Source organism: Streptomyces sp. NPDC048270, from assembly GCF_040652335.1.
Lineage (GTDB): Bacteria > Actinomycetota > Actinomycetes > Streptomycetales > Streptomycetaceae > Streptomyces.
In genome coordinates this window covers 30,763-57,334 of record NZ_JBEZLV010000008.1, presented here as the reverse complement: position 1 = coordinate 57,334, position 26,572 = coordinate 30,763, and the positions used below count along the sequence as shown (strand labels likewise).

At 72.7% G+C, this 26,572-nt stretch carries 23 protein-coding genes; 11 read left to right on the top strand and 12 right to left on the bottom strand.

All coding sequences use genetic code 11. The annotated features are described in order from the left end of the window. Nucleotides 1-37: 37 nt before the first annotated feature. The gene (locus AB0D66_RS10025) at nucleotides 38-532 is read right to left on the bottom strand and encodes an NUDIX domain-containing protein (protein ID WP_362299479.1); all 495 of its coding nucleotides are present in this window, start codon (nucleotides 530-532) and stop codon (nucleotides 38-40) included. Beyond that, on the bottom strand, nucleotides 529-1,149 hold the full coding sequence (locus tag AB0D66_RS10020) for a helix-turn-helix transcriptional regulator (protein ID WP_362299476.1): 621 nt from the start codon (nucleotides 1,147-1,149) through the stop codon (nucleotides 529-531). The genes AB0D66_RS10025 and AB0D66_RS10020 overlap by 4 nt, the downstream gene beginning before the upstream one ends. Before the next feature lie 67 nt (nucleotides 1,150-1,216). Here AB0D66_RS10020 and AB0D66_RS10015 point away from each other — a divergent pair, with 67 nt between their 5' ends. Next, on the top strand, nucleotides 1,217-2,209 hold the full coding sequence (locus tag AB0D66_RS10015) for an NAD(P)/FAD-dependent oxidoreductase (RefSeq protein WP_362299473.1): 993 nt from the start codon (nucleotides 1,217-1,219) through the stop codon (nucleotides 2,207-2,209). Nucleotides 2,210-2,307: 98 nt separating this feature from the next. Further along, the gene (locus AB0D66_RS10010) at nucleotides 2,308-3,690 is read left to right on the top strand and encodes an NAD(P)-binding protein (protein WP_362299470.1); all 1,383 of its coding nucleotides are present in this window, start codon (nucleotides 2,308-2,310) and stop codon (nucleotides 3,688-3,690) included. Here AB0D66_RS10010 and AB0D66_RS10005 read toward each other — a convergent pair. After that, nucleotides 3,677-4,762, bottom strand: a complete 1,086-nt coding sequence (locus tag AB0D66_RS10005) for an ATP-dependent DNA ligase (RefSeq protein WP_362299467.1) — start codon at nucleotides 4,760-4,762, stop codon at nucleotides 3,677-3,679. The genes AB0D66_RS10010 and AB0D66_RS10005 overlap by 14 nt on opposite strands. Nucleotides 4,763-4,837: 75 nt before the next feature. Between AB0D66_RS10005 and ligD the strand changes: the two genes are divergently transcribed. Together ligD and AB0D66_RS09995 are read left to right on the top strand one after the other, a co-directional pair. Next, entirely contained in the window at nucleotides 4,838-5,857 is a 1,020-nt protein-coding gene (gene ligD, locus AB0D66_RS10000) for a non-homologous end-joining DNA ligase (RefSeq protein WP_362299464.1), read from the top strand. Between the two features lie 83 nt (nucleotides 5,858-5,940). Then, on the top strand, nucleotides 5,941-6,189 hold the full coding sequence (locus tag AB0D66_RS09995; protein WP_362299461.1) for a WhiB family transcriptional regulator: 249 nt from the start codon (nucleotides 5,941-5,943) through the stop codon (nucleotides 6,187-6,189). A gap of 81 nt (nucleotides 6,190-6,270) precedes the next feature. Here AB0D66_RS09995 and AB0D66_RS09990 read toward each other — a convergent pair whose 3' ends face one another. The 3 genes from AB0D66_RS09990 to AB0D66_RS09980 form a co-directional block, all read right to left on the bottom strand. Then, nucleotides 6,271-7,242 (bottom strand): acyl-ACP desaturase, encoded by a 972-nt coding sequence (locus AB0D66_RS09990; RefSeq protein WP_362299459.1) that lies wholly within the window; start codon nucleotides 7,240-7,242, stop codon nucleotides 6,271-6,273. A 328-nt stretch (nucleotides 7,243-7,570) separates the two neighbouring features. After that, complete coding sequence (locus AB0D66_RS09985; protein WP_362299456.1) at nucleotides 7,571-9,211, bottom strand: ABC-F family ATP-binding cassette domain-containing protein; 1,641 nt, start codon at nucleotides 9,209-9,211, stop codon at nucleotides 7,571-7,573. Nucleotides 9,212-9,445: 234 nt separating this feature from the next. Then, complete coding sequence (locus AB0D66_RS09980; RefSeq protein ID WP_362299453.1) at nucleotides 9,446-9,862, bottom strand: SsgA family sporulation/cell division regulator; 417 nt, start codon at nucleotides 9,860-9,862, stop codon at nucleotides 9,446-9,448. A gap of 355 nt (nucleotides 9,863-10,217) precedes the next feature. Here AB0D66_RS09980 and AB0D66_RS09975 point away from each other — a divergent pair, with 355 nt between their 5' ends. Next, nucleotides 10,218-11,285, top strand: a complete 1,068-nt coding sequence (locus tag AB0D66_RS09975; RefSeq protein ID WP_362299450.1) for an oxidoreductase — start codon at nucleotides 10,218-10,220, stop codon at nucleotides 11,283-11,285. Nucleotides 11,286-11,428: 143 nt separating this feature from the next. On the opposite strand, the gene AB0D66_RS09970 is transcribed toward AB0D66_RS09975, so the two are convergent. After that, nucleotides 11,429-11,728, bottom strand: coding sequence for a YciI family protein (locus AB0D66_RS09970; RefSeq protein ID WP_362299448.1), 300 nt, complete (start codon nucleotides 11,726-11,728; stop codon nucleotides 11,429-11,431). 26 nt (nucleotides 11,729-11,754) lie between these two features. Here AB0D66_RS09970 and AB0D66_RS09965 point away from each other — a divergent pair, with 26 nt between their 5' ends. Further along, on the top strand, nucleotides 11,755-12,435 hold the full coding sequence (locus AB0D66_RS09965) for an endonuclease V (RefSeq protein WP_362299445.1): 681 nt from the start codon (nucleotides 11,755-11,757) through the stop codon (nucleotides 12,433-12,435). A 27-nt stretch (nucleotides 12,436-12,462) separates the two neighbouring features. On the opposite strand, the gene AB0D66_RS09960 is transcribed toward AB0D66_RS09965, so the two are convergent. Continuing rightward, nucleotides 12,463-13,665 carry a saccharopine dehydrogenase NADP-binding domain-containing protein gene (locus AB0D66_RS09960; protein WP_362299443.1) on the bottom strand — a complete coding sequence of 401 codons (1,203 nt, stop codon included), beginning with the start codon at nucleotides 13,663-13,665 and terminating at the stop codon, nucleotides 12,463-12,465. A gap of 115 nt (nucleotides 13,666-13,780) precedes the next feature. Next, nucleotides 13,781-15,367, bottom strand: a complete 1,587-nt coding sequence (locus AB0D66_RS09955) for a hypothetical protein (protein ID WP_362299440.1) — start codon at nucleotides 15,365-15,367, stop codon at nucleotides 13,781-13,783. A gap of 204 nt (nucleotides 15,368-15,571) precedes the next feature. Between AB0D66_RS09955 and AB0D66_RS09950 the strand changes: the two genes are divergently transcribed. From AB0D66_RS09950 to AB0D66_RS09930, 5 genes are all read left to right on the top strand, one after another. Continuing rightward, nucleotides 15,572-15,964, top strand: coding sequence for an MmcQ/YjbR family DNA-binding protein (locus AB0D66_RS09950; protein WP_362299438.1), 393 nt, complete (start codon nucleotides 15,572-15,574; stop codon nucleotides 15,962-15,964). A 94-nt stretch (nucleotides 15,965-16,058) separates the two neighbouring features. Further along, the gene (locus AB0D66_RS09945; RefSeq protein WP_362299435.1) at nucleotides 16,059-17,192 is read left to right on the top strand and encodes a CaiB/BaiF CoA-transferase family protein; all 1,134 of its coding nucleotides are present in this window, start codon (nucleotides 16,059-16,061) and stop codon (nucleotides 17,190-17,192) included. A 94-nt stretch (nucleotides 17,193-17,286) separates the two neighbouring features. Then, nucleotides 17,287-18,429, top strand: a complete 1,143-nt coding sequence (locus AB0D66_RS09940; RefSeq protein WP_362299432.1) for an acyl-CoA dehydrogenase family protein — start codon at nucleotides 17,287-17,289, stop codon at nucleotides 18,427-18,429. 28 nt (nucleotides 18,430-18,457) lie between these two features. Next, nucleotides 18,458-19,672 (top strand): acetyl-CoA C-acetyltransferase, encoded by a 1,215-nt coding sequence (locus AB0D66_RS09935; RefSeq protein ID WP_362299429.1) that lies wholly within the window; start codon nucleotides 18,458-18,460, stop codon nucleotides 19,670-19,672. A 43-nt stretch (nucleotides 19,673-19,715) separates the two neighbouring features. Then, nucleotides 19,716-21,887 (top strand): 3-hydroxyacyl-CoA dehydrogenase NAD-binding domain-containing protein, encoded by a 2,172-nt coding sequence (locus tag AB0D66_RS09930; protein WP_362299426.1) that lies wholly within the window; start codon nucleotides 19,716-19,718, stop codon nucleotides 21,885-21,887. A 63-nt stretch (nucleotides 21,888-21,950) separates the two neighbouring features. Here AB0D66_RS09930 and AB0D66_RS09925 read toward each other — a convergent pair whose 3' ends face one another. From AB0D66_RS09925 to AB0D66_RS09915, 3 genes are read right to left on the bottom strand one after another with little or no spacing between them, the layout of a single operon-like run. Then, entirely contained in the window at nucleotides 21,951-22,922 is a 972-nt protein-coding gene (locus AB0D66_RS09925) for an antibiotic biosynthesis monooxygenase (protein WP_362299423.1), read from the bottom strand. Beyond that, nucleotides 22,919-25,645: a molybdopterin cofactor-binding domain-containing protein gene (locus AB0D66_RS09920; RefSeq protein WP_362299420.1), complete on the bottom strand. Its 2,727-nt coding sequence runs from the start codon at nucleotides 25,643-25,645 to the stop codon at nucleotides 22,919-22,921. Before AB0D66_RS09920 ends, AB0D66_RS09925 begins: the two co-directional genes overlap by 4 nt. Then, a complete protein-coding gene (locus AB0D66_RS09915; protein ID WP_362299418.1) occupies nucleotides 25,642-26,469 on the bottom strand; it encodes an FAD binding domain-containing protein in 828 nt (275 codons plus the stop codon). Before AB0D66_RS09915 ends, AB0D66_RS09920 begins: the two co-directional genes overlap by 4 nt. Nucleotides 26,470-26,572: the final 103 nt, after the last annotated feature.

The window sequence follows — 26,572 nt, the reverse complement described above, 5'->3', positions numbered from 1 at the left end:
TCGGGCCTGTGTCGGGGTCGGGTCAGGTCGCGTCGGGTCAGGTCGCGGTCGGGTAGGCGTACGAGGGCGCGTGCGGCAGGGTGGTGAGGTCGGGGCGCCACATGCGCAGCACGCCCGCGGACGGGGCGTAGAGGGCCGTGGGGATGTCGGCCGGGGCGAACCACTGCCAGCGGACGATCTTGTGCGGCTCGGTGACGGCGGGCACGCCGTGGGCCGTCGTGGTCACGGCGGCCGCCGTCAGCCGGGTCAGGCCCGCCTTCGCGTCGATCTGCACGGACAGCACCCGGATCCCCTCGGGGTCCGCCCGCAGGTCGGTCTCCTCCATGAGCTCACGGGCGGCGGCCTGCTCGAAGCCCTCCCCGGGGTCGACCTTGCCGCCGGGCAGCTCCCAGCGGCCGTCGTGCGCCTGGCCGAGCAGGATCCGGCCGTCGCGGCCGACCACGACCAGGCCGACGCCGACAACGGCGTTGGGCTGCGGGGCGGCCCGCTCGGGGCGTTCGGGGCCTTCGGGGCGCTGGTCGGTGGCGCTCATGGACGTCCTTCCGGTGAGGTGGTGGTGGGCCTGGCGCGGATGTGGATCCGCTCGCCCTGCGGCCCGAAGAGGCTGAGGCACTCCGCCGCGTGCGGCCCCGCGTTGAAGAAGGCGTGCGGGGTACGGGTGTCGAACTCGGCGACCTCCCCGGGGCCGAGGACCAGGTCGTGCTCGCCCAGCAGCAGCCGGATGCGCCCGGACAGCACGTACAGCCACTCGTAGCCCTCGTGGACGCGCAGTTCCGGCAGGGGCGCAGTGCCTTCGACGGCCGGGAAGACCTGCTTGAAGGCGTGCACCCCGCCGAAGTGGCGGGTCAGCGGCAGGATGGTGGTGCCGTGGCGGACGAGGGGTCGCGGGCGGATCCGCGGGTCCCCGGTCTCGGGCGCGCCGACCAGCTCGTCGAGCGCCACCCGGTGTGCCTTGGCCAGCGGGAGCAGCAGCTCCAGCGTGGGCCTGCGCTGTCCGGACTCGAGCCGGGACAGGGTGGACAGCGAGATGCCGGTGGCCTCGCTGAGCTGGGCCAGGGTGGTGCCGCGCTCCTGGCGCAGGGCGCGCAGCCGCGGCCCGACGGCGGTGAGCACGCCGGCGAGTTCCTCGTCCTGCTTCTCGGTGGCCATGGTTCCCATTTGCCGCTTCGGCAACAACATTTGTCAAGTCGGGGCGGGCCGGAAGATCCTCGCCGGTATGGACAGCGAGAAGGAGGACACGATGACGGAGCGGTTCGACGTGGTGGTCGTCGGCGGCGGAGCCGCCGGGCTCGCCGGAGCACTGACCCTGGTCCGGGCCCGCCGCTCGGTGCTGGTGATCGACTCCGGCAGCCCGCGCAACGCCCCCGCAGCCCACCTGCACGCCTACCTCGGCCACGACGGGCGGAGCCCGGCCGCCCTGCTGGCCCGGGGGAGGGAGGAGGTCACCGGCTACGGCGGGCGGATCCGGACGGGCACGGTCGTCGCCGCGGAGCGGTTGCCCGACGGAGGGTTCCAGGTCCGCTGCGGTGACGGCTCGACCGTCCGGGCGGGGAGGCTGCTGGTCGCCACCGGCCTGGTGGACGAGCTGCCCGCCGTGCCGGGACTGCGGGAGCGCTGGGGGCGGGACGTGCTGCACTGCCCGTACTGCCACGGCTGGGAGGTGCGGGACCAGGCGGTGGCGGTGCTGGCCGACGGGCCCCTCGCCGTGTTCCAGGCCGGGCTGTGGCGGCAGTGGACCGCCCGGACCACCCTCCTCGCGCACACCTGGCGGCTCACCTCCGAGGACCGGGAGCTGCTGGCCGCCCGGGGCGTCGAGGTCGTGGAGGGCGAGGTCACCGGGCTGCTCGTCGAGGAGGACCGGCTGGCCGGGGTGACGCTGGCGGGCGGGGGCACGGCCCGGTGTTCGGCGCTCGTGGTCGCGCCCCGGTTCACCGCCCGCTCCGGGCTCCTGACCGGCCTGGGGCTGGCGACGACCTCCCTGGAGCGGGAGGGACATGTCGTCGGCACCTGTGTCGAGGCCGATCCGCTGACCGGCGCCACCGCCCACCCCGGCGTCTGGGTGGCGGGCAACGTGGCCTCCCCGATGGAGCAGGTCGCGGGCGCGGCCGCCCAGGGGGTGCGTGCGGGAGCCGCGGTCAACGCCGACCTGGTCGAGGCGGAGACCCGGCGGGCGGTGGCGGCCTACCGTGCGGCGGCGGGCCCGCGCTAGGGGTGCGTACGCACAATTGTGCGGGTTTCGGCCGGCGCCCGATCGCGCAGGCTCTGACCGATGTGATCGTCGTACGGTTCATCGGCTCAGGGGGCGCAATGGCACATGTACTGGTCATCGGCGGGGGCGTCGGAGGGCTGGCCACCGCGCTGCTCGCGGCACGCCAGGGCCACACGGCGGAACTGTTCGAGCGCGATACGCGCGCCCCCGGCACCGCGCTCGACCGCGACTTCTTCGGCTGGCGGCGCCCCACCGTGCCGCAGGCGAACCAGCCGCACGCGCTGCTGGGGGCGGCGCGCAATCTGCTGCGCGACGAACTGCCCGATGTCCACGCGGAGATGCTCAGGCTCGGGGCGCGCGAGCGGCACGAGCTGGACTGGTTCGACGAACGGCCGCCCGCACGCCCCGGGGACGAGGACCTCGTCATGCTCCAGGCCCGGCGGATCCTGCTGGAGAGCGCACTGGCCACCGCCCTGCGCGCCGAGCAGGGCGTCGTCTCGCGGTACGGAGAACCGGTCACCGGGCTGCTCACGGCCCCCGGGTTCCGCGTCACGGGGGTGGCCACGGAGGCCGGGAGCCACCCGGGGGACCTCGTGGTGGACGCCGGCGGGCGGCGCGGGGGCGTCGAGCGATGGCTCACCGCGGCGGGCTGCCGCCCGCCGGTCGTGGAACGCCACCGCACGGGACTCGCGTACTTCTGCCGCTGGTACCGGCTGCCCGACGGCATGGACGAGGGGCCGCGCCGGCCCTGGGCGGTGACGGGCGGTGCCTTCGCGGGGTGCGCGGTCTTCCCCGCCGACAACCGGGTCTTCGCCGTCACCCTGTTCGTCCACACCGCGGACACCACGCGCTCGGCGCTGCGCGACCCCGCCGTCTTCGAGGCCGCGGCCCGTTCCTTCCCGCCCGGCGCGGCCTGGCTGGCACTCGGCGCCGAACCGCTGTCGGAGGTGCTGGCCACCGCGAGCCTGGACAACCGGTGGAGCGCGCTGGTCGACGAGCGGGGGCCGGTGGTGACCGGGCTGGTGCCGGTTGGGGACGCGATCACGCACACCAACCCGACCCTCGGGCAGGGCACTTCGCTCGCCCTGTGGGCGGCCCGCAGGGTGGCCCGTACCGCGCACCGGGACCCGGGGTCGGAGCGGTTCGCCGCCGACCACCACGCCTGGGCGGTGCGCACCCTCAAGCCGTGGTTCGACTTCCAGGTCGTCGCCGACGCGGCCATCGGGGAGCGCTTCGCGACCCGGGCCGGGCGGACGGGGACGGCGCGCGAGGTGGCGGCGCTGTTCGACTGCGCGCTGGAGGACCCGGAGGTGATGCGGGCCCGGGCCCGGGTCCGGCACCTGGCCGCCGTGCCCGAGCGGGCGTACGCCGATCCGGAGATCCGGGCCCGGGTGGCGCGCTGGCTGGCGGCCCGCCCGGACTACGAGCCGAACACGGTGGGCCCGGACCGGGCGGAGTGGGAGAAGCTCACGACGGTCTGAGCCCGGCCGGGGGAGTGCCGAGCACCTCGGCGAGGTCGTAGCCGACGACCTCCTCCAGCTGGTCGTAGGTGCAGCTCTCCGGTTCCCGGTCGGGCCGCCAGCGGGCGAACTGGGCCGTGTGCCGGAAGCGGTCGCCCTCCATGTGGTCGTACTTCACCTCCAGGACCCGCTCCGGGCGCAGCGGCACCCAGGAGAGGTCCTTCTTGCCGGTCCAGCGGCTCTGTGCGCCGGGCAGCCGGGCGCTCTCGTGGGCGGACTCCTCGGCCCACGCGGCCCACGGATGGCCCGCGGGGTCCGGCACGCGCAGCGGTTCGAGCTCCTCCACCAGTTCGGCGCGGCGCCTCATGGGGAAGGCGGCGCACACGCCCACGTGCTGGAGGGCGCCGTGGCCGTCGTACAGGCCGAGCAGCAGCGATCCGACAATCGGACCGCTCTTGTGGAAACGGAAACCCGCGAGGACGACGTCCGCCGTACGCTCGTGCTTGATCTTGAACATGAGGCGGGCATCGGGCCGGTAGGGGAGATCGAGGGGTTTGGCGATCACCCCGTCGAGCCCGGCGCCCTCGAACCGCTCGAACCACTCCTGCGCGAGCGCGGGATCCGTGGTCGCGGGCGCGAGGTGGACGGGGGGCCGAGCGGTGGACAGGGACCGGACGAGGGCGCTGCGGCGCTCGGTGAGCGGGGTGTCGAGGAGCGCCTCGTCGCCGAGCGCCAGCAGGTCGAAGGCGACGAAGCTGGCGGGGGTGGTCTCGGCGAGCATTTTCACGCGGGAGGCGGCGGGGTGGATGCGCTCGCTCAGCCGGTCGAAGTCCAGACGCCCGCCGGTGACGACGACGACCTCGCCGTCGACGACGCAGCGGTCGGGCAGGTTCTCCTTGAGGGCCGCCGCCAGTTCGGGAAAGTACCTGGTCAGGCTCTTGCCCGTCCGGCTGCCGATCTCGATCTCGTCGCCGTCGCGGTGCACGAGGGCCCGGAAGCCGTCCCACTTCGCCTCGTACTGCATTCCGGGCGGGATCCTCGTCACGGACTTGGCGAGCATCGGTTTCACGGGCGGCATCACCGGCAGGTCCATGTCTTCGATTCTGCGGTGGCGCGTCCGCGACCGCCCGGTGTGCGCACCCGGCCGGACCCGCCTACCGTGGCGCACATGGGTGCTGCCGGCAATGCCATCGAGCTGGACGCGGGCGGGCGGACGGTACGGCTGTCCAGTCCGGACAAGGTGTACTTCCCCGAGCGCGGCCTCACCAAGCGGGACGTGGCCGAGTACTACCTGGCGGTCGCGGACGGCATCACGCGCGCCCTGCGCAACCGGCCGACGACGCTGGAGCGCTACCCGGACGGCGTGGAGGGCGAGTCCTTCTTCCAGAAGCGGGCCCCGAAGAACCTGCCCGACTGGATCCCGACCGCCCACATCGCCTTCCCGAGCGGGCGCAGCGCCGACGAGATCTGCCCGACCGAGCCGGCCGCCGTCCTGTGGGCCGCCAACCTGGGCTGCCTCACCTTCCACCCGTGGCCGGTGCGCCGCGAGGACACCGACCGGCCCGACGAGCTGCGGATCGACCTCGACCCCCAGCCGGGCACCGACTACCACCACGCCGTGGCGGCCGCGCACGAACTGCGCGCCCTGCTGGAGGAGCTGGGGCTGCGGGGCTGGCCCAAGACCTCGGGCGGCCGGGGCCTGCACGTGTTCGTCCCGATCGAGCCGCGCTGGACCTTCACGGAGGTCCGCAAGTGCGCCATCGCGCTGGGCCGGGAACTGGAACGCCGCATGCCGGGCAAGGTCACGACCGCCTGGTGGAAGGAGGAGCGCGGCGAGCGGATCTTCGTCGACTACAACCAGACGGCCCGCGACCGCACGATCGCCTCCGCCTACTCGGTCCGCCCCCGCCCGCACGCCCCGGTGTCGGCGCCACTGCGCTGGGACGAGGTGGACGACGCGGAGCCGCGCGACTTCGACATCGTGACCATGCCCGCCCGCTTCGCCGAACTGGGCGACCTGCACGCCGACATGGACGACCACGCCTTCACCCTGGACACCGTCCTCGAACTCGCCGCCCGCGACGAGCACGATCACGGCCTGGGCGACATGCCCTATCCCCCGGACTACCCGAAGATGCCGGGCGAACCCAAGCGCGTCCAGCCGAGCCGGGCGAAGCACGAGGACTGACGGGCCGGGGCCGGCCGGCCCCGGCGCCCGGTGTTGATGGACCGTTGATCGGACGTCCATCGAGGGCAACCAGGATCACCGGCATGTCGATGAACACCGCTGACGCCACCGCCACCACCGCTTGGTACGAACTCGCCCTGTGCGCCCAGACGGGCCCGGGCTTCTTCTTCCCGGAGCCGGGATCGTCGCTGCGCGACGCGAAGCGGCTGTGCGGGGCGTGCGAGGGGCGGGCGGCGTGCCTGGAGTACGCCCTGGCCAACGACGAGCGCTTCGGCGTCTGGGGCGGCCTCTCGGAGTCCGAGCGCCAGGCCCTGCGGCCCCGCCGCGGCTGAAGGGGCGACAGCCCGAAGCCCTGGCGGAGCGCTGCTCCGCCAGGGCTTTCGTCCTCGCTCCGGTGAGCGAGGGGGCGGGCGTCAGCCCTTGCGGGCCGCGATGCGGGCCGCGCGGGCGGCCAGCCGCTCGTCGAACTTGCGGGCCTCGGAGTCCAGGCCGTTCATGAACAGGCCGAGCTCCTCCTGGGCCTTCTGGCCCTCCGGGCCCAGGCCGTCGATGTCCATGATCTTCAGGAAGCGGATCACGGGGCTCAGCACGTCGTCGTGGTGGATCCGCAGGTTGTACACCCCGCCGATCGCCATCTGCGCGGCCATCCGCTCGAAACCGGGCATGCCGTGTCCGGGCATCCGGAAGTTGACCACGACGTCCCGCACGGCCTGCATGGTCAGGTCCGGGGCGAGCTCGAAGGCCGCGCCCAGCAGGTTGCGGTAGAAGACCATGTGCAGGTTCTCGTCCTGCGCGATGCGCGCCAGCATCCGGTCGCACACGGGGTCACCGGACTGGTGGCCGGTGTTGCGGTGCGAGATGCGGGTGGCGAGCTCCTGGAAGGCGACGTACGCCACCGAGTGCAGCATGGAGTGCCGGTTGTCGGACTCGAAGCCCTCCGACATGTGCTGCATCCGGAACGCTTCCAGCTTGTCCGGGTCCACGGCGCGCGAGGCCAGCAGGTAGTCGCGCATCACGATGCCGTGGCGGCCTTCCTCGGCCGTCCAGCGGTGCACCCAGGTGCCCCAGGCGCCGTTGCGCCCGAAGAGGGTGGCGATCTCGTGGTGGTAGCTGGGGAGGTTGTCCTCGGTCAGCAGGTTCACGACCAGCGCGATCTTGCCGATGTCGGTGACCTTGGACTGCTGCGGGTCCCACGCCTCGCCGTCCTCGAAGAAGCCGGGGAAGTTCCGGCCGTCGCTCCACGGGACGTACTCGTGGGGCATCCAGTCCTTGGTGACCTTCAGATGGCGGTTGAGTTCCTTCTCCACCACCTCTTCCAGCGCGAACAGCAGCTTGGCGTCGGTCCACGCCTCAGAGCTGCCGAGGTGGGGAGAGGTGATCGTCACGGGTACTCCTGGGTGCAAAGCGAATTACCTACGGTTCCGTAGCCTACGGAGTCGTAGGTTAAGCCCGACATCAAGACCAGCCAAGCCCCAGGTAGGGCTATGACCGGTTACGTCCCGTTATCTATGCAGTTTGGGGGCGTGCTGAGGGGGAACCCAGGGGTCAAAGTCATGCCACCAGGTGGTCCGTCGCTTCCGCATTGACGGCCGGGAGCGGCGGGAGCTTCGGGAGCGGCGGGCGGCGGGAGCGGCGCCCGGAGGGCGGCGACCGGGTCGGATCGCCGCCGCTCCGGGCGCCGCCGGGCGCCGAACCCCCGGGTCGGCCGTCGGGTCAGCCGTGCCAGAGGGTCTCCCGCACCTCCTCGGGGGTGGTCGCGCGCAGCTCGCCGTCCAGCATCAGCCACCGGGTGATGCCGATCGACTCCAGGAACGGCACGTCGTGGCTGGCCACCACGAGCGCCCCCTCGTACGACTCCAGCGCGTCCGTCAGCTGCCGCACGCTCGCCAGGTCCAGGTTGTTCGTCGGCTCGTCCAGCATCAGCAGCTGCGGAGCCGGCTCCGCCAGCAGCAGTGCCGCCAGCGCCGCGCGGAAGCGCTCGCCGCCGGACAGGGTGCCCGCGGCCCGGTCCGCCCGACCGCCCCGGAACAGGAAGTGCGCCAGCCGGGCCCGGATCAGGTTGTTCGTGGCCTGCGGGGCGAACCGCGCCACGTTCTCCACCACCGAACGGCTCTCGTCGAGCACGTCCAGCCGCTGGGGCAGGAACCGCGTGGTCACATGGGTCACCGCCTCCCCGGACTCCGGCGCGAGCAGCCCCGCGACCGTGCGCAGCAGCGTGGTCTTGCCCGATCCGTTGCGGCCCACCAGCGCGATCCGCTCCGGGCCGCGCAGTTCCCACTCGCCCGGTACGGACGCCCCGTGCGCCAGCCGCAGATCGCTCAGGGTCAGCACCCGCCGGCCCGGCGGGACCTGGGTGGCGGGCAGCTGGATGCGGATCGCGTCGTCGTCGCGGACCGCCTCCACCGCGTGGTCGAGCCGCTCCTTCGCCTCGGCGAGCTTCTCGGTGTGCAGGATGCGGTGCTTGCCGGCCGACTCCTGCGCGGCCCGCTTGCGGGCCCCCATCACGATCTTCGGTTCGCGCTTGGTGTCGTTCATCTTCTGCCCGTACCGCTTGCGCCGGGCCAACTTGGCGTGTGCGTCGGCCAGTTCGCGCTTCTGTCGCTGAACGTCGGCCTCCGCGACCCGGACCATCCGCTCGGCCGCGTCCTGCTCGGCCGCGAGCATCTCCTCGTAGTCCGTGAAGTTCCCGCCGTACCACCGGACTTCGCCGTCGCGCAGATCGGCGATCTGGTCGACCCGCTCCAGCAGCTCCCGGTCGTGGCTGACCAGGACCATCACCCCGGTCCAGGACTCCACCGCCGCGTACAGGCGGCCGCGGGCCCGCAGGTCGAGGTTGTTGGTGGGCTCGTCCAGCAGCAGTACGTCGGGCCGCGCGAGCAGCAGGGCGGCCAGCCGCAGCAGGACGCACTCACCGCCCGAGAGTTCGCCGACGGTCCGGTCCAGGCCGATCCGGGCGAGCCCGAGCTGGTCGAGCGTGGCCAGGGCCCGCTCCTCCACGTCCCAGTCGTCGCCCACGGCGGTGAAGTTCGCCTCGGTGGCCTCGCCGGCCTCGATGGCGTGCAGGGCTTCGCGGGCGGTCCGGATGCCGAGTGCCTCGTCCACGCGCAGCGCGGTGTCGAGGGTGATGTTCTGCGGCAGGTACCCGATGCTGCCGGCGACCGACAACTGGCCCTCGGACGGGGTCAGTTCACCCGCGAGGAGTTTCAGCAGGGTGGACTTGCCGCAGCCGTTGAGACCGATCAGGCCGGTGCGGCCGGGGCCGACGGTCAGCTGGAACCCGTCGAACACGGGGGTGCCGTCGGGCCAGTCGAAGGACAGTGCGGAGCAGGTGACGAATGCGGGGGCATGGCTCATGGAGGCCTCCAGGTTGCGTGAGTGGTACGTGCAACGCGGGGAGACGGGCCGGCTGTCGGATGGCGGTGGCCGGTGTCTCGGACCTCAGACGAACAATGTCCTGCTCCGTTTCGGCGGCACGCGGCTGTCAAGGGCGTGCGCAGTGTGCAAGGGGCGTGAACGAAGCTACGGGCGGCCGGAGCCGCCCGCAATCGAATTTCGGGGCCGCCCCGGCCGGGCCCCTCCGGCGGCCGGTCAGCAGGTGTCGCGCATCAGCTCGGCCAGGCTGTGGTCCATGTCGAGGTACAGGTGCTCCAGGCCGGGCGGGACCACCGTGGAGGCCCGCTCCAGGAACCGGTGCAGCTCGGCCGTCAGCATGAGGATGATCGCGACGCCTTCGGGTGCGTGGAACTCGATGGTGGTGCGGTCGCCGTCGTACGGTCGCACGCGCACGTCGCCGCAGCCGGACGGGCGGTCCAGCCCTGATTCGAGCAGCTCGCGCGAGAAGGTCCACGAGACCTCGACGCCCTCCAGCGTGGCCGGGGCGGGGAAGGCCATCCGTACGGCGAACGGATCCGCACGGTCGTAGCAGAGGGTGACGGGAACGGTCTCGACCTTCGGCGCGGTGGCGACCAGACGGGCCTGTGCGGCCTGCTCGATGACAGTGATCAAGGCTCACTCCCTTGCGGCGGATCTGCTGCCGGGCTGTGGGGTGGAACCCGGCAACCCGATAGACGCCCGAATCGGCAAATCCGTGCATGGGAGCTGACGTGAGCTGTGTCACCGATTGGCCGGAAGCCGCCTGTGTGATCGCACAGAGTGACCGTCGGGGAGGTGCGACGGCAGGAGAGCCGGTGCGGGCCGCACGCTCCGGGCGGGTCGCAGAAGGGCTGGTTACCGCTCACTCCACAGGCCCAAGGGGGCCTGCGCTCAGGCCCGGGCGGGGGACGTGCCGGAGGGGAGGCGCCCTGGACGGGGCATCGGGCGTGCGTTAGCTTCCGGCGCCATGAGACTTCTGGGAATTGGCATGTGCGCGGCAGCTTTGGCGGTGGGCTTACTGGCCGCGCCCGCCCACGCGTCCTCGGCGGGAGAGCCGGCGGGACCGGATGGCGCGGGCGCGGGCTGGGCGCTGAAGGACACCGGCAAGGAGGTCCGCTTCCGCGGGCTGGCGGCGGTCAGCCGCGGCACGGCCTGGGCCGCCGGTTCCCAGGGCACCGTCCTGCGCACGGTGGACGGCGGCCGCAGCTGGCAGGACGTCTCGCCGCCGGGTGCGGTGGCGGAGGGGCTGGAACTGCGCGACATCGAGGCCTTCGACGCGCGGCGTGCGGTGGCCCTGTCGATCGGCGAGGGGGAGGCCTCCCGGGTGCTGCGCACCGAAGACGGCGGCGCCACCTGGACCGAGACCTTCCGCAACCCGGATCCGCGGGCCTTCTACGACTGCCTCACCTTCTTCGACGCGCGGCACGGGCTGGCGATGAGCGATCCGGTGGACGGCAGGTTCCGCATCCTGTCCACGGACGACGGCGGGCGCAGCTGGCGGGTGCTGCCGGACGCCGGCATGCCGCAGGCCCTGCCCGGTGAGGCGGGCTTCGCGGCGAGCGGTCAGTGCCTGGTCAGCTCGGGCCCGCGCGACGTCTGGCTGGCGACGGGCGGCGGGGCGGCCGCGCGGGTGCTGCACTCCGCGGACCGCGGGCTGACCTGGCGCGCCGCCGAGTCCACCGTCCCGGCGGGCGACCCGGCACGGGGGGTCTTCGCCCTGGCCTTCCGGGACCGTACGAAGGGCCTCGCGGTCGGCGGCGACTACCGCACCGGACAGGCCTCGCCGCAGGCGGCGGCCGTATCCGCGGACGGCGGGCGCAGCTGGCGCCAGGCGGCCACCCCGCCGCCGGCCTACCGGTCCGGCGCGGCCTGGTACCCGTACAGCCGCGGCACGGCGCTGGCGGTCGGGCCGACGGGCACGGACGTGACGCTGGACGGCGGCCGCAGCTGGCGGCCGCTGGACGGCGGCTCCTTCGACACGGTCGACTGCGCCCCGGACCGGGGCTGCTGGGCCTCGGGGGAGAAGGGCCGGGTGGCCCGGCTGGAACGCCGCTGACCGACCCGGCCGGCCGCGTGCCGCCCCGCCGGTCCTGAGGCCGGCGGGGCCGGGGCCCTGCCGGGCGGGCCGGGGGCGGGGCCGGGGTCCTGCCGGGCGTGCCGGGGCGGGGCCGCTGCCCGGCGGGACGTGCCGGGCCGGGGTTACACCGCCGGGTTCTCGCGGACCGTCGCGAGGTCGGCCGAGGTCTTCGTCGCCAGGAACTCCGTGATGCGGTAGGCGCAGACGCCCGCCACCGCGAAGGGGTCCCCGGCCGCGATCTCCTCGATCTCGGCGCGGGACACCCCGCCGGCCAGGATCATGCCGCCCTCGCGCGGGACCTTGCGGCCCGACGCGAGGAAGACCCCCGCGGCGTAGTGGCCGTCCAGCCAGGCGATGTGGGCGTCCATGTGGTCCTCTACGGCTTCCAGGGGCGCGGTGTAGGTGAGCTCCATGACGAACATGATCGCCAGGCTACTCTCGCTCCATCATGACGAGTGCGAAGACCCCCGCCGACGAGGCCGAGGCCCGGGCGATACAGGACGAACTACGCCATCAGGTCGTGCTCACCGAGCCCGGCCCGCCCCCCGGCCGCGGACTGGTCGCCGGGGTGGACGTCGCCTACGACGACGAGCGGGACCTGGTCGCCGCCGCGGCCGTGGTGCTGGACGCCGCCACCCTCGAGGTCGTCGAGGAGGCCACCGCCGTGGGCCGCGTCAGCTTCCCGTACGTGCCCGGGCTGCTCGCCTTCCGAGAGCTGCCGACCGTACTGGCCGCCCTCGACTCGCTGTCCGCCGCGCCCGGGCTCGTCGTCTGCGACGGCTACGGGCTCGCCCACCCCCGCGGCTTCGGCCTCGCCTGCCACCTCGGCGTGGTCACCGGCCTCCCGGCCATCGGCGTCGCGAAGAACCCGTTCACCTTCACGTACGCGGCACCGGGCGCCGGGCGCGGTGAGTCCGCCCCGCTGGTCGCCGCCGACGGAGCGGAGGTCGGCCGGGCGCTGCGGACCCAGGGCGGGATCAAGCCGGTGTTCGTCTCCGTCGGGCACCGGGTGTCGCTGGACAACGCCTGTGCCCACGTCCTCGCCCTCAGCCCCCGTTTCCGGATCCCCGAGACCACCCGGCACGCGGACTCCCTGTGCCGGCGCGCCCTGCGGGAGGCCGCGGGGTGACCCCCGCTCGGCGGGCGTCCGGCTTCCTCAGCGGACGTCCGCCACCCGGAAGGCGATCCCGGCCTTCTGGAGGCGGGCGATCAGCGCCCCGCCCATCGCGGTGGCCGTCGTCAGCTGCCCGGCGGCCTGCGGCAGGGCGTCGTAGGCCAGGCAGAGCGCGGACTCGGCGAGCATCTTCGCCGTCTCCCCGTACCCCGGGTCGCCGCCCGACACCTCGGTGAGCACGCGCCGGCCGCCGCCCTCGCCCACGAACCGCACCGTGAACCAGCTGCGCGCCCGCCGCTCCGCGTCCGGCCCCCGGCCCGGCTCCCAACGGCCCATCAGCCACCGGCGAGCCGCCGGGACCTGGGCCAGGGCCGCCGTCGCGCCCACCGCCGCGGCGCCGCCCACCGCCACCGGGAGGTGCTTGACCGAGGCGTAGTGCCGGTAGCGGAAGTCCGGGCCGTAGCGCTCCAGCGCGGCCGCCGACCGGGCCACGATGCGCGGGTCCAGCGTGGGCAGCGGCAGCGCCCAGGCGCCGGTCTCCCGGCTGAACCGGGGCGCGCCCACCGGCCCGCGCGCCCGCCGCCCCAGCAGCCGGGGCTCGTGCAGCCGGCGCGCCCGCGCGGCGGCCGCGGTCTGCGGGCCGCGGCCCAGCGCGGTCAGCGCCGAGGCCAGGGTCCCGCCGGAGAACAGGGCGTTGGACCGCATGAACCCGTCGACCCGCAGCGGTACCCCCTCGGGCAGCTGCCCGACCGTGAAGTACGCCCCGAGGTCGGCCGGGATCGAGTCGAAGCCGCAGGCGTGCACGATCCGGGCGCCGGTCTCCCGGGCCCGCGCGTCGTGCTCGACGTACATCCGGTCCACGAACTCGGGCTCCCCGGTGAGGTCCACGTAGTCCGTGCCCGCCTCGGCGCAGGCGGCGACCAGCTCCGCCCCGTACCAGACGTACGGTCCCACGGTGGTGGCCAGCACCCGGGTGGAGGCGGCCAGTTCGCGCACCGCCCGGGCGTCCGAGGCGTCCGCCCGCAGCAGCGGCAGTGCGGCGCAGGCCGGGTCGACGGCGGCCAGGCGCTCGCGCAGCCGTTCCAGCTTGGCGAGGTCGCGGCCCGCGAGGGCCCAGCGGCAGCCGGCGGGCGCGTGCGCGGCCAGGTACTCCGCGGTCAGCGCCCCCACGAACCCGGTGGCGCCGAAGAGCACGATGTCGTGGGCCCGCTCCCGCGGATGGTCCTGCTGAACCTGTGCGTTCATGACCGCTCCTCCCGGCTGGTGTTGGGGGCGAGGCTAGCGTGCGGCGGGAACGGGCAGCGCCCCGGGGACGGCTCGGAGCCGTTCCCGGGGCGCTGGATCCGCCGGCTGCCGGGGATCAGTTCTTGTCGTAGTAGCCGAACATGTCGACGATCATGTCGATGTCGTCGTCCGACTGGTTCCAGAAGTCGACGATGCCCGTGTTGCCCGTGCTGGCCTGCACCAGGTTCGGGACGGTCTTGCCCGCGGTGAAGTTGAGCGTGGAGGAGGTGGGCGCGGCGGGCCAGGAATCCGAGCCGTTGTCGTACTGCCAGCGGTAGTTCGGGTCCGGGGCGACCGCGACGAAGCCGGCTCCGCCCGTGTTGGTGGCGGTGGTGTTCAGCACGTAGCCGATGTCGTTGGGCCACTTCGAGGCGAAGTCCACCCAGATGTAGCTGCGGCCCCACACCGGTCCGAAGACCGAGTCCTCGGGGTCGCGGGTGTCGAACACGCGGGTGGGCTTGAGGCGCAGGTACGCGCCCTCGCTCGCCTCGCTGTAGTAGCCGACGACGTCGACGACCACGTCGGTCCCGGCCCAGGCGCCGTTGCGGATGTTGATCTTGCCGTCGGCGCCGACCGGGACGATCACCGAGTTGGCGACCGTCTGTCCGGCGGTGAAGTTCACGTTGGAGGCGCTCGGCGCCGCCTGGCCGCTCGGGTAGGCGGTCAGGTGGCCGGCCTCGCGCGGGTTCGTGACGGTCACGTTCAGCGCCACGGCGGTGATGCCGGCGGGGACGCCGCGGCTGCCGCCGATCTGCAGGCCGAAGGAGGACTGGCCGGCGAGCTGGCCGCGCGAGGTGCCGAGGCCCTCGCGGGTGTCGGCGAAGCGGACCGGGGCGATGGGGGTGTAGCCGCTGGAGGCGGCCTTGGTGTAGTAGCCGGTGACGTCGGCGATCAGGTCGATCGAGTTCCAGCCGCCGTTGTACAGCTCGACGTAGCCGTCCGCGCCGACCGGCACGATCGACAGGTTCGGCACGGTCTGGCCGGGGACGAAGTTGACGTTCGAGGTGATCGGACGCTCGGTGCCCGAGGGGAACGCCGTGACGTGGCCGCCGCTGGTGGTGTTGGTGACCGTGAGGTTCAGGACCACGGCCGTGACGCCCGCCGGGATCGAGCCGTTGCCGGCGATCTGCACGCGGGCCGTGGTGTACGGGGCGATCTTCGCCTTGGCGCCGCCGATGCCGCTGCGGGTGTCCAGCAGACGGGTGGGGCTGTACGGGGTGAAGTCCGAGCCCGCGGTGAGGATCTCCACCGAGTTGGTGACGGTCGTGCCGTCGGCGCGGTCCTTCGCGGTGACCGTGATGGTGTAGGTGCCCAGCTCCGCGTAGTTGTGCGCGGTGGTCATCGTGGCGCTGCCGTAGGCGGTCTCGTTGCTCGTGGTGCCGTCGCCCCAGTCGATGACGGCGTCGACGTACCGGTTCGGATCGCTGGTGACCGTGGTGTCCAGCTCCAGGGCGTGGGCGGACACGTTGTAGGCCGCCAGGCCGACGGCCAGGTTGGGATTGGCGGCCGCCGACTGCGCGGCGGCCTTGTCGCCGGAGGCGCGGACCGAGCGCTCGGCTGAGCTCTTGAAGGTCTTGAAGTTTTCCGCCGCGGACTTCTTCAGCTCCGCGTCGGGCACCGACACCCCCTGCTTGGCGGGCGCGGCCGGATCGGCCTGCGCCACACCCGGTATGAGACCCACGCCCGCGGCCACGACGGCAGCGGAAATTACGAGTCGGCGATTGCGCACCGAACCCCCCCGATTTTCGTTTTTGAACTCGCTCAGGTTTGAAGCGTGATCAGAGTACATAGCCGTCTGCCGTGCCGAAAGGACTTTGATCAGGGGGCGGGGGCTAGCGTGAGGATCGACTCGTCGCGGGAGGCGTTGATGAAGGCTGCGGTGCGCACGTGGGAGACGGTGCGGGAGTTTGCCCGTGGGCTTCCGGAGGCCGTGGAGGAGTATCCGTGGGGCCCCGAGGACTGCGTGGTGAAGGTCAACAAGAAGATCTTCGTCTTCCTCGGGAACACCGACGGACCCCAGCCGCCCGGCCTGTCCGTCAAGCTCAAGGACGAGGCGCTGCACGGGCACGCGATGGCCGCACCGGGGGCGGAGCCCACCGGCTACGGCCTCGGCCGCTCGGGCTGGGTCTCCGTCCCGCTGGGGGAGAAGGGGGCGCCCTCCGCGCAGATCCTGTGCGAATGGGTGGAGGAGAGCTACCGCACCGTGGCCCTCAAGCGGCACGTCAGGGAGCTGGACGCCCGGATCGAGGCAAATGGCTAAGCGCTTGCTCTTGTGCTGAGTGGAACGCGTTCCTAGCATCGCTGGTGTTACATCAGTTGTGTCACACCGTGCGGCTACGAATGCTGGGGGCTCGATGGCAGTGACAGGGACCGGCCCGCTCGCCGGGGTGCGCGTCGTCGAACTGGCGGGCATCGGCCCCGGCCCGTTCGCCGCCATGCTCCTCGCCGACCTGGGAGCGGACGTCGTGCGCGTGGACCGGCCGGGCGGCGGCGGGCTCGCGGTGAACCCGGTCTACGACCTGACCAACCGCAACAAGCGCTCCGTCCTGGTCGACCTCAAGTCCGCGCAGGGCCCCGCCCGCGTCCTCGACCTCGTCGAGCGGGCCGACGTCCTCATCGAGGGCTTCCGCCCCGGGGTCGCCGAGCGGCTCGGCGTCGGACCGGCCGACTGCCACGCCCGCAACCCGAAGCTGGTCTACGGCCGGATGACCGGCTGGGGCCAGGAGGGGCCGCTCGCCCACACCGCCGGGCACGACATCGCGTACATCGCGGTCACCGGCGCCCTGGGCATGATCGGCAGCCCGGACCAGCCCCCGGCCGTCCCCGCCAACCTGGTCGGCGACTACGCCGGCGGCTCGCTCTACCTCGTCATCGGCGTCCTCGCCGCGCTCCAGCACGCCCGTACCCCCGGCGGCGCGGGCCAGGTCGTCGACGCGGCCATCGTCGACGGCACCGCCCACCTCACCGCGATGATCCACGGCATGGTGGCGGCCGGCGGCTGGCAGGACCGCCGCGGGGCCAACCTGCTCGACGGCGGCTGCCCCTTCTACGGCACCTACGAGACCTCCGACGGCCAGTACATGGCGGTCGGGGCCCTGGAGCAGCAGTTCTACGACACCTTCGTGGAACTGCTCGGCATCGGGGAGCAGGCCCCCGCCCGCAAGGACCTGGCCCGCTGGGGCGAGCTGCGCGAGGCCGTCGCCGCACGCTTCAGGTCCCGCACGCGCGAGGAGTGGACGGCGGTCTTCGAGGGCACCGACGCGTGCGTGGCCCCGGTGCTCTCGCTGCGCGAGGCCCCGCACCACCCGCACCTCGCGGCCCGCGGGACCTTCACCGACTTCGGCGGGATCACCCAGCCCGCCCCGGCGCCGCGCTTCTCGGCGACCCCCGCCGCCGTCGCGAGCGGCCCCGCCCAGCCCGGTGCGGACACCGCGTCGGTGGCCGCCGACTGGGGCGTACCGGCCCTGCTCCCGGCGGAAGGGGCCTGATGGAACTGTCCATGCTGCTCGACGCCACACCCGTCGGCCCCGAGGCCGCCCGCCTGATCGAGACCGTCAAGAACTGGCTTTAGGGAGCCCGCTGATGCAACGCCGGATCTTCGACGCCGACCACGAGGCGTTCCGCGAGACCGTCCGCACCTTCCTCGCCAAGGAGGTGCTGCCCCACTACGAGCAGTGGGAGAAGGACGGCATCGTCAGCCGCGAGGCCTGGCGGGCCGCCGGCCGGCAGGGCCTGCTGGGCCTGGCCGTCCCGGAGGAGTACGGCGGCGGCGGGAACCCCGACTTCCGCTACGCCGCCGTGATCGCCGAGGAGTTCACCCGGGCGGGCGCCCCCGGGCTCGCCATCGGCCTGCACAACGACATCATCGGCCCCTACCTGACCTCGCTGGCCACCGAGGAGCAGAAGCGGCGCTGGCTGCCCGGCTTCTGCTCGGGCGAGACGATCACCGCCATCGCGATGACCGAGCCCGGCGCGGGCTCCGACCTCCAGGGGATCCGCGCCAGCGCCGAGGACCGGGGCGACCACTGGGTGCTGAACGGCTCCAAGACCTTCATCTCCAACGGCATCCTCGCCGACCTGGTGATCGTGGTCGCCAAGACCACGCCGGAGGGCGGGGCGCACGGCCTGTCGCTGCTGGTCGTCGAGCGCGGCGCGGAGGGCTTCGAGCGCGGCCGCAACCTCGACAAGATCGGCCAGAAGGCCCAGGACACCGCCGAACTCTTCTTCCACGACGTCCGCGTCCCCAAGGAGAACCTGCTCGGCGAGCTGAACGGCGCCTTCGTCCACCTGATGACCAACCTCGCGCAGGAGCGGATGGGCATCGCGATGGCCGGCATCGCCGCCGCCGAGCACCTGCTGGAGATCACCACCCGGTACGTCAAGGAGCGCGAGGCCTTCGGGCGGCCGCTGTCCAAGCTCCAGCACATCCGCTTCGAAATAGCGGAGATGGCCACCGAGTGCGCGGTCACCCGCGCGTTCCTCGACCGCTGCATCACCGACCACGCGAACGGCGAGCTGGACCACGTGCACGCCTCGATGGCCAAGTGGTGGGCCACCGAGCTCCAGAAGCGGGTCGCCGACCGCTGTCTGCAACTGCACGGCGGCTACGGATACATGACCGAATACCGGGTCGCGCGGGCCTTTACCGACGGCCGCATCCAGACCATCTACGGCGGCACGACCGAGATCATGAAAGAGATCATCGGCCGCTCCCTCCTCGGCTAAGACCCAGACCTCCCGAAAGGCTTGACCAGTGAGCACCGAAGCTTACGTATACGACGCGATCCGCACCCCGCGCGGCCGCGGCAAGGCCAGTGGCGCCCTGCACGGCACCAAGCCGATCGACCTGGTCGTCGGCCTCATCCACGCCCTGCGCGAGCGCAACCCCGGGCTGGACCCCGCCGCCATCGACGACATCGTGCTCGGCGTCGTCGGCCCGGTCGGCGACCAGGGCTCCGACATCGCCCGGGTCGCGGCCATCGCCGCCGGACTCCCGGACACCGTGGCGGGCGTACAGGAGAACCGCTTCTGCGCTTCGGGCCTGGAGGCCGTCAACCTGGCCGCCGCCAAGGTCCGCTCCGGCTGGGAGGACCTGGTCCTGGCGGGCGGCGTGGAGTCCATGTCCCGCGTCCCGATGGCCTCCGACGGCGGCGCCTGGTTCAACGACCCGATGACCAACTGGGACGTCAACTTCGTCCCGCAGGGCATCGGCGCCGACCTGATCGCCACCATCGAGGGATTCTCCCGGCGCGACGTGGACGAGTACGCGGCGCTCTCCCAGGAGCGGGCCGCCGCGGCCATCAAGGACGGGCGCTTCGCCAAGTCCGTGGTCCCGGTCACCGACCGCAACGGCCTGGTCGTCCTGGACCACGACGAGTTCGTCCGCCCGGGCACCACCGCGGACACCCTCGCCAAGCTGAAGCCCTCCTTCGCGGACATCGGCGAGCTCGGCGGCTTCGACGCCGTCGCCCTGCAGAAGTACCACTGGGTCGAGAAGATCGACCACGTCCACCACGCGGGCAACTCCTCGGGCATCGTCGACGGCGCCTCCCTCGTCGCGATCGGCTCCCGCGAGGCGGGTGAGCGGGCCGGCCTCACCCCCCGCGCCCGGATCGTCTCGGCGGCCGTCTCCGGCTCCGAGCCCACCATCATGCTCACCGGCCCCGCCCCGGCCACCCGCAAGGCCCTGGCCAAGGCCGGGCTGACCATCGACGACATCGACCTCATCGAGATCAACGAGGCCTTCGCCGGTGTCGTGCTGCGCTTCGTCAAGGACATGGGCGTCTCCCTCGACAAGGTCAACGTCAACGGCGGCGCCATCGCGCTCGGCCACCCGCTCGGCGCCACCGGCGCGATGATCCTCGGCACGATCGTCGACGAACTGGAGCGCCAGGACAAGCGCTACGGGCTCGTCACCCTCTGCGTCGGCGGCGGCATGGGCGTCGCCACCATCGTCGAGCGCATCTGATTCCGTCCTGATCCCGATCCCCTCTCACACGGAAGTAGCGAACATGAGCGAGTCCACCACGATCCGCTGGGAACAGGACGAGACCGGCGTCGTCACCCTGGTCCTCGACGACCCCGACCAGTCCGCCAACACCATGAACCAGGCCTTCAAGGACTCCATCGCGGCCGTCGCCGACCGCGCCGAGGCCGAGAAGGACTCCATCCGGGGCATCATCTTCACCTCCGCCAAGAAGACCTTCTTCGCGGGCGGAGACCTCAAGGACATGATCCGGCTGCGCCCCGAGGACGCGCGGCTGGCCTTCGACACCGGCACCGAGATCAAGCGCTCGCTGCGCCGTATCGAGACCCTCGGCAAGCCCGTGGTCGCCGCCATCAACGGCGCCGCCCTGGGCGGCGGTTACGAGATCTGCCTGGCCTCCCACCACCGTGTGGCCCTCGACGCCCCCGGCTCCAAGATCGGCCTGCCCGAGGTCACCCTCGGCCTCCTGCCGGCCGGCGGCGGCGTCACCCGCACCGTGCGCCTGATGGGCATCGCCGACGCGCTGCTCAAGGTGCTGCTCCAGGGGACCCAGTACAACCCGCGGCGCGCCCTGGAGAACGGCCTGGTCCACGAACTGGCCGCCACCCCCGAGGAGATGATCGCCAAGGCCCGGGCCTTCATCGACGCGAACCCCGAGTCGAAGCAGCCGTGGGACGTGCCCGGCTACCGGATCCCGGGCGGCACCCCGTCCAACCCGCGGTTCGCCGCCAACCTCCCGGCCTTCCCGGCCAACCTGAAGAAGCAGCTGAACGGCGCCCCGTACCCGGCCCCGCGCAACATCCTGGCCTGCGCCGTCGAGGGCACCCAGGTGGACTTCGACACCGCGCTGACCATCGAGGCCCGCTACTTCACCGAGCTGGTCACCGGCCAGACCGCCAAGAACATGATCCAGGCGTTCTTCTTCGACCTCCAGGCCGTCAACGCGGGCCGCAGCCGACCGCAGGGCGTCACCCCCCGCACGGTCCGCAGGGTCGCCGTCCTCGGCGCCGGCATGATGGGCGCGGGCATCGCCTACTCCTGCGCCCGCGCGGGCATCGAGGTGGTGCTCAAGGACGTCAGCGCCGAAGCCGCCGCCAAGGGCAAGGCGTACTCCGAGAAGCTGCTCGACAAGGCCCTCTCCCGCGGCCGGACGACCGAGGCGCAGCGCGCCGAGCTGCTCGCCCGGATCACCCCCACCGCCGACCCGGCCGACCTGGCGGGCTGCGACGCCGTCATCGAGGCCGTCTTCGAGGACACCGCCCTCAAGCACAAGGTGTTCCAGGAGGTCCAGGACGTCGTCGCACCGGACGCGCTGCTCTGCTCCAACACCTCCACCCTGCCCATCTCGGGTCTCGCGGAGGGCGTTTCGCGCCCCGCCGACTTCATCGGGCTGCACTTCTTCTCGCCCGTCGACAAGATGCCGCTGGTCGAGATCATCAAGGGCGGACGCACCGGCGAGGAGGCCATCGCCCGCGCCTTCGACCTGGTCCGCCAGATCAACAAGACCCCGATCGTGGTCAACGACTCCCGCGGGTTCTTCACCTCGCGCGTCATCGGCCAGTTCATCAACGAGGGCGTGGCCATGGTCGGCGAGGGCATCGAGCCCGCCTCGATCGAGCAGGCCGCCGCCCAGGCCGGCTACCCGGCCAAGGTGCTCTCGCTGATGGACGAGCTCACCCTCACCCTCCCGCGCAAGATCCGCAACGAGACCCGCAAGGCCTTCGAGGCCGAGGGCCGCGCGTGGGCCGAGCACCCCGCCGACGGGGTCATCGACCGGATGGTCGACGAGTTCGACCGCCCCGGACGCAGCGGCGGGGCCGGGTTCTACGCCTACGACGAGGCGGGCAAGCGCGCCGGCATCTGGCCTGGCCTGCGCGAGCACTTCACCAAGCCGGGGTACGAGATCCCCTTCGAGGACATGAAGGAGCGGATGCTCTTCTCCGAGGCCCTGGACACGGTCCGCTGCCTCGACGAGGGCGTGCTCACCTCCATCGCCGACGCCAACATCGGCTCCATCATGGGCATCGGCTTCCCGGCCTGGACCGGCGGCGTGATCCAGTACATCAACGGCTACGAGGGCGGCCTGCCCGGCTTCGTGGCCCGCGCGCGCGAACTCGCCACCAGCTACGGCGAGCGGTTCACCCCGCCGGCGTCCCTCGTGGCGAAGGCCGAGCGCGGCGAGACGTACGCCGACTAGCGCGGCGACGGGGAAGGCCGGCCGGGACGCTCCCGGCCGGCCGTCCCGCGCCCCGGCGCCGGGTCAGGGCAGGGTCCAGAACTGCTGCGTCACGAGGTAGAAGACGACGACCCAGAACCCGAGCGCCGCGGCGACGATCCCGAGGCCGACGAGGTTGCCGCGCACCGGCGACTCGTCCGGCGCGGGCCACAGCCAGCGCTTGAGCAGCGGGTTCACGTAGTGGGGCATGGTCAGGAAGCTCATGATGAAGCTCGAGAACAGGTTTCCCACGAGCAGCCCGAGCCAGAGCGGCATGCCCAGCGGGTGCAGCGCGAGCGTCAGCAGCACGACGGTCGGATAGAGGCCGACCCAGACCGCGATGGAGGTCTTGGTCTCCGAGGGCGGCGGCACCTCCTTGCCGTTCTCCTCGAAGGCGAACCAGCTGCCGAAGGAGTTGTCGATCGTGCGCAGTTTGAAGTCGTTGAACCGCTCCCCCTCGGCGAGGAGCTCCCGCCGCTCGTCCGAGGTCAGCCAGGCGTCGAGGTGCTCGGCGTTGTCGTAGCGGTACAGGGTGGTCCATTCGTCCTGGAGGCCTTCGATGGGGCGGAAGATCTCGGTGCCGCGGAACCCCGCGAACCGGCCCTCCTCGCGGCTCATCCGGGCCTGCCACGCGAGGAAGTCGTCGATCTGGCCGGGGTGCACGCGGTGGGTGACCACCACGGTCACCAGCGGGTCCGCGGGCTGGGAGCCGCCGCTGATCACCTGCTGGGTCGCGGGGCCGTCGAAGTACTGCTCGCCGACGTCGAGCAGCCGCTGCCGGGTCGCGCCGTTGATCCACGCCTGGAGGTGGGCCACCGAGTCGAACCGGTAGACGACGACCCAGTCGGGCTGGCGCTCCGTCGGCGCGGTCACCTCGGCGCCGAGATGGCCCGGGTACCGGGCGGCGGCGGCGTTGACGCCCTCCTGCCACTTCTCGTACTCCGCCTCCATGCCGCGCCGGACCTTGCGGCCGATGATGACCGTCGCCGCGGCCTGCGTCTGCCGGTCGGTGGTCATCGTCTTCCGCCCGTCGACGCCGACTGGCTCTCACCCAGCCGGCTGTAGATCCTTTCCGGGGTGAGGGGAAGCTCGCGGTAGCGCACGCCCGTGGCATCGCGGAGCGCGTTCGCGAGGGCCGGGGCCACCGGGTTGATGCAGCACTCCGCCATCCCCTTCGCCCGCATCGGCCCGACGGAGTCCGCGGAGCCCACCAGGAGGAGGTCGGTGCGGGGCACGTCCGCGTAGGCGGGGATCCGGTAGTTGCGCAGGTTCGGATTGGCCATCACCCCGTCCGCGCCGACCTGGTAGTTCTCGGTCAGCGCGAATCCGATGCCCTGGGCGACACCGCCCTCCACCTGGCCGCGGACCTGCTCGGGGTTGATGACCACACCGGCGTCGGCGGCGTGCACGCTGTACAGGACGCGGATCTCGCCCGTGACCCGGTGGACCGCGATGCGGAAGCCCTGGGTGTTGGAGGTGACGCTGCGGGGCGAGCCGTAGGCCTTGCGGGCGGCGGTGAACCGGATGCCGCGGGCCCGGGCCAGGGCGACCAGCTCGGCCAGCGGGACCCGTTCGTCCCCGCAGACGACGTGCTCGTCGTCCATCGAGCACATCACGGGGTGGACGCCCGTGTGCGCGGCCGCGAACTCCAGGATGCGGTCGCGCACCGCGCCCGCGGCCCGGAGCACCGCGTTGCCCGCGACGAAGAGCCCGGCGCTGGCGAAGGCTCCCGTATCGAACCCCGTGCGGTCGGTGTCGGACTGCACCAGGCGGATGCGCGACGGCGTCGTCCCCAGCTGGTTGGCGGCGATCTGGACGTGCGCGGTCGAGGTGCCCTCCCCGAACTCGACGGTCCCGACGGCCAGTTCGTACACGAGGTCGTCGCCCAGGGTGAGCCAGGCCTCGGAGATGTGCTCGGTCGGCGGCGCGGTCTCGTGCAGGGAGCTCGCGACGCCGGTCCCGACGAGCCACCCGGGGCCGGGGGAGTGCTGGTCGGCCGTCCGGGCCAGGGCGCCGGCCACGAGGTCGATGCACTTGGCGAGCCCGTCCTCGTTGAACGCCACGTCGTCCGGCCCGTCGTGCATCGCGACGAGCGGATCGCCGGGGCGCACGATGTTGCGGCGGCGCAGTTCGAGCGGATCCATGTGCAGGGCGAGCGCCAGCTCGTCCATCGCGCACTCCACGGCGAAGGCCGGCTGGGTCATCCCGTAGCCGCGCAGGGCGCCGCTGGGCACGGTGTTGGTGTAGACGGAGAAGGCGTCGTACTTCTTGTTGGGGCAGCGGTAGACCATGACGGCGGCGCCGCCCGCGTACAGCGTCTCGCCGCCGTGGTTGCCGTAGGCGCCCGTGTTGGACACGTTGCGCACCTGGAAGGCCGTGAGCGTGCCGTCCGCCTTCGCGCCGAGCTTGACCGTCAGCTTCATCGGGTGCCGGGGCGAGGCGGTGGTGAACTCCTCCTCGCGCGTGTACTCGAAGCAGACGGGCCGCCCGGTGTCCAGGGCGGCGAGCGCCGCCAGATCCTCCGAGATGACCTCCTGCTTGCCGCCGAAACCGCCGCCGACGCGCTTGCAGAACACGCGCAGCTGGTCGGGGCGCAGCGCGAACAGGTAGGCCAGTTTGACCTTCGCGATCGACGGGGACTGCGAGCTCGTGCGGACGTTCAGCCGGCCGTCCTCCATCCAGGCGATCGAGCCGTGGGTCTCCAGGTGGGCGTGCTGCACGCGCGGCGAGACGTAGGTCGCCTCGTGGACCACGTCGGCCGCGGCGAACCTCGCGTCGACGTCGCCGATGTGCGAGTGGATCTCCAGGAGCAGGTTGTGGACGCTGTCGCGGACGAACGGGTCCTCAGAGCCGTGCAGTTGGGGGGCGCCCTCGGCCATGGCCTCCTCGGGGTCGAAGACCGCGGGCAGCACCTCGTACTCCACGGCCACCTTCCGGCAGCCCTCCTCGGCCGCCCCGGCCGTGTCGGCGAGGACGGCGGCGACGCGCTGGCCGGCGAAGCGGACCGTGTCGTCGAGGATGTACGTGTCGTCCGGATCCACCAGGTGGTCGGTGTGGATCGCCGTGGTGAACCGCCGGCGCGGCACGTCCTCCCAGGTGTAGACGCGGTGCACGCCGGGGACCGCGAGCGCGGCGGACTTGTCGACCGAGACGATCCGGGCGTGCGCGTGGGGCGAGTGCAGCACTTTGAGGTGCAGCATGCCCTCCATGCGGGTGTCCATGGTGAACTCGGCCCGGCCGGTCACCACGTCCTCGGCCGCCGGCGCGCCGACGCTCGTCCCGACGGCCCTGCCGGGCCGCGCGTCCTGCACGGAGGCGACGCCCCGCACGGCGTCCTCGATCGACCGGTAGCCGGTGCAGCGGCAGAGGTTGCCCTTGAGCGCCCGCGGCAGGTCCGCCTTCTGCTCCTCGGTCAACGCCGCCGAGGTCATGATCATCCCTGCGGTGCAGAAGCCGCACTGGAACCCCGGGGCGTCGCGGAACCGCCGCTGCGCCGGATGCAGGTCGCCGGGCGCGCCGAGGCCCTCGATCGTGGTCACCGCGCGGCCGTCCGCACGGAAGGCGGGGGTGATGCAGCTGTGGACCGGCGTGCCGTCCAGCCACACCGTGCACGCACCGCAGTCGCCCGCGTCGCAGCCCTTCTTGACGCCGAAGTGGCCCAGGGCGCGCAGGAAGGTGCGCAGGCACTGGCCGGGCTCCGGCTCCTCGTCGAAGCGCCGTCCGTTCACCAGGTAGGTCATGCCGGGCCCCCAGCGATGAGTTCGCCGCGGATCTCTTCGGCGAAGTGCCGTGTCAGGTGGCGACGGTGGTCGGGGGTCCCGTTGGGGTCGGCGAACCAGACGTCGGCGGGAACGGCGTCGATGCTCTGCCGCAAGGTGTGGGCGTCGGGCATGGAGTCGAAGGCGAACCGCACCGGCCGGGTGGTGCCGGCGGTGACGGTGAGCAGCAGGTTGCCGGTGCCGGGGGTGTGCGTGCCGATGAGGAACACGGTCGAGCGGCCCAGGCGGGTCAGCGTGAACCGGCGGTGCGCGGCGCGTTTGCGCAGGGCGTGCGCCGGGACGTCCACGCGGCGCAGGACCTCCCCGGGCGCGAGGACGTTGCGGTGGTCGCCGGTCACGAAGTCCAGGGCGTCGACGGTGCGCACCGACCCGTCGGGTGCCCAGAGTTCGTAGCGCGCCTCCAGCGCCACCGTGAGCGTGATCATCGGCCCGGCGGGCAGGGACATGCAGATGTTCCCGCCGACGGTGGCCGCGTTCCACACCTTGAAGGAGGAGAGGAACGCCTCGCAGGCCACCGGGACGAGGCCGGCCGCGGGCCAGTCGGCGGGCGGTGCGTAGGCGTACAGCTCGCGGATGGTGCACGTGGCGCCGATCTCGAGGCCGGCGTCGCTGGGGACGAGGGGCTCCCAGGACAGGGCGGTCAGGTCGACCAGGCGCCGCACGGCGGGCTGTTCGGTGGAGTACAGCCAGGTGCCGCCGGCGAGCCAGGCGTCACCTTCGCGCCAGTCCGCCCCCGGCCGGCCGGGCGGTCGCCGCACGACTTCGGTGATGGTGTTGAGGTCCATGGGAATCGATCTCCCTCACGAAGGCGTTCGTGAACTGCTCGGGGGCGGACCGGCCCGGCGCGGAGATTCCCATCCAGCGTACCCAGAGGGGGCCGCCGCCGCT

Coding starts and splice junctions, on each gene's coding strand:
- AB0D66_RS10025 (WP_362299479.1), bottom strand. CDS start 532: ATGAGCGCCACCGACCAGCGCCCCGAAGGCCCCGAACGCCCCGAGCGG.
- AB0D66_RS10020 (WP_362299476.1), bottom strand. CDS start 1,149: ATGGCCACCGAGAAGCAGGACGAGGAACTCGCCGGCGTGCTCACCGCC.
- AB0D66_RS10015 (WP_362299473.1), top strand. CDS start 1,217: ATGGACAGCGAGAAGGAGGACACGATGACGGAGCGGTTCGACGTGGTG.
- AB0D66_RS10010 (WP_362299470.1), top strand. CDS start 2,308: ATGGCACATGTACTGGTCATCGGCGGGGGCGTCGGAGGGCTGGCCACC.
- AB0D66_RS10005 (WP_362299467.1), bottom strand. CDS start 4,762: ATGGACCTGCCGGTGATGCCGCCCGTGAAACCGATGCTCGCCAAGTCC.
- ligD (WP_362299464.1), top strand. CDS start 4,838: ATGGGTGCTGCCGGCAATGCCATCGAGCTGGACGCGGGCGGGCGGACG.
- AB0D66_RS09995 (WP_362299461.1), top strand. CDS start 5,941: ATGTCGATGAACACCGCTGACGCCACCGCCACCACCGCTTGGTACGAA.
- AB0D66_RS09985 (WP_362299456.1), bottom strand. CDS start 9,211: ATGAGCCATGCCCCCGCATTCGTCACCTGCTCCGCACTGTCCTTCGAC.
- AB0D66_RS09975 (WP_362299450.1), top strand. CDS start 10,218: ATGTGCGCGGCAGCTTTGGCGGTGGGCTTACTGGCCGCGCCCGCCCAC.
- AB0D66_RS09970 (WP_362299448.1), bottom strand. CDS start 11,728: ATGTTCGTCATGGAGCTCACCTACACCGCGCCCCTGGAAGCCGTAGAG.
- AB0D66_RS09965 (WP_362299445.1), top strand. CDS start 11,755: ATGACGAGTGCGAAGACCCCCGCCGACGAGGCCGAGGCCCGGGCGATA.
- AB0D66_RS09960 (WP_362299443.1), bottom strand. CDS start 13,665: ATGAACGCACAGGTTCAGCAGGACCATCCGCGGGAGCGGGCCCACGAC.
- AB0D66_RS09950 (WP_362299438.1), top strand. CDS start 15,572: ATGAAGGCTGCGGTGCGCACGTGGGAGACGGTGCGGGAGTTTGCCCGT.
- AB0D66_RS09945 (WP_362299435.1), top strand. CDS start 16,059: ATGGCAGTGACAGGGACCGGCCCGCTCGCCGGGGTGCGCGTCGTCGAA.
- AB0D66_RS09940 (WP_362299432.1), top strand. CDS start 17,287: ATGCAACGCCGGATCTTCGACGCCGACCACGAGGCGTTCCGCGAGACC.
- AB0D66_RS09930 (WP_362299426.1), top strand. CDS start 19,716: ATGAGCGAGTCCACCACGATCCGCTGGGAACAGGACGAGACCGGCGTC.
- AB0D66_RS09925 (WP_362299423.1), bottom strand. CDS start 22,922: ATGACCACCGACCGGCAGACGCAGGCCGCGGCGACGGTCATCATCGGC.
- AB0D66_RS09920 (WP_362299420.1), bottom strand. CDS start 25,645: ATGACCTACCTGGTGAACGGACGGCGCTTCGACGAGGAGCCGGAGCCC.
- AB0D66_RS09915 (WP_362299418.1), bottom strand. CDS start 26,469: ATGGACCTCAACACCATCACCGAAGTCGTGCGGCGACCGCCCGGCCGG.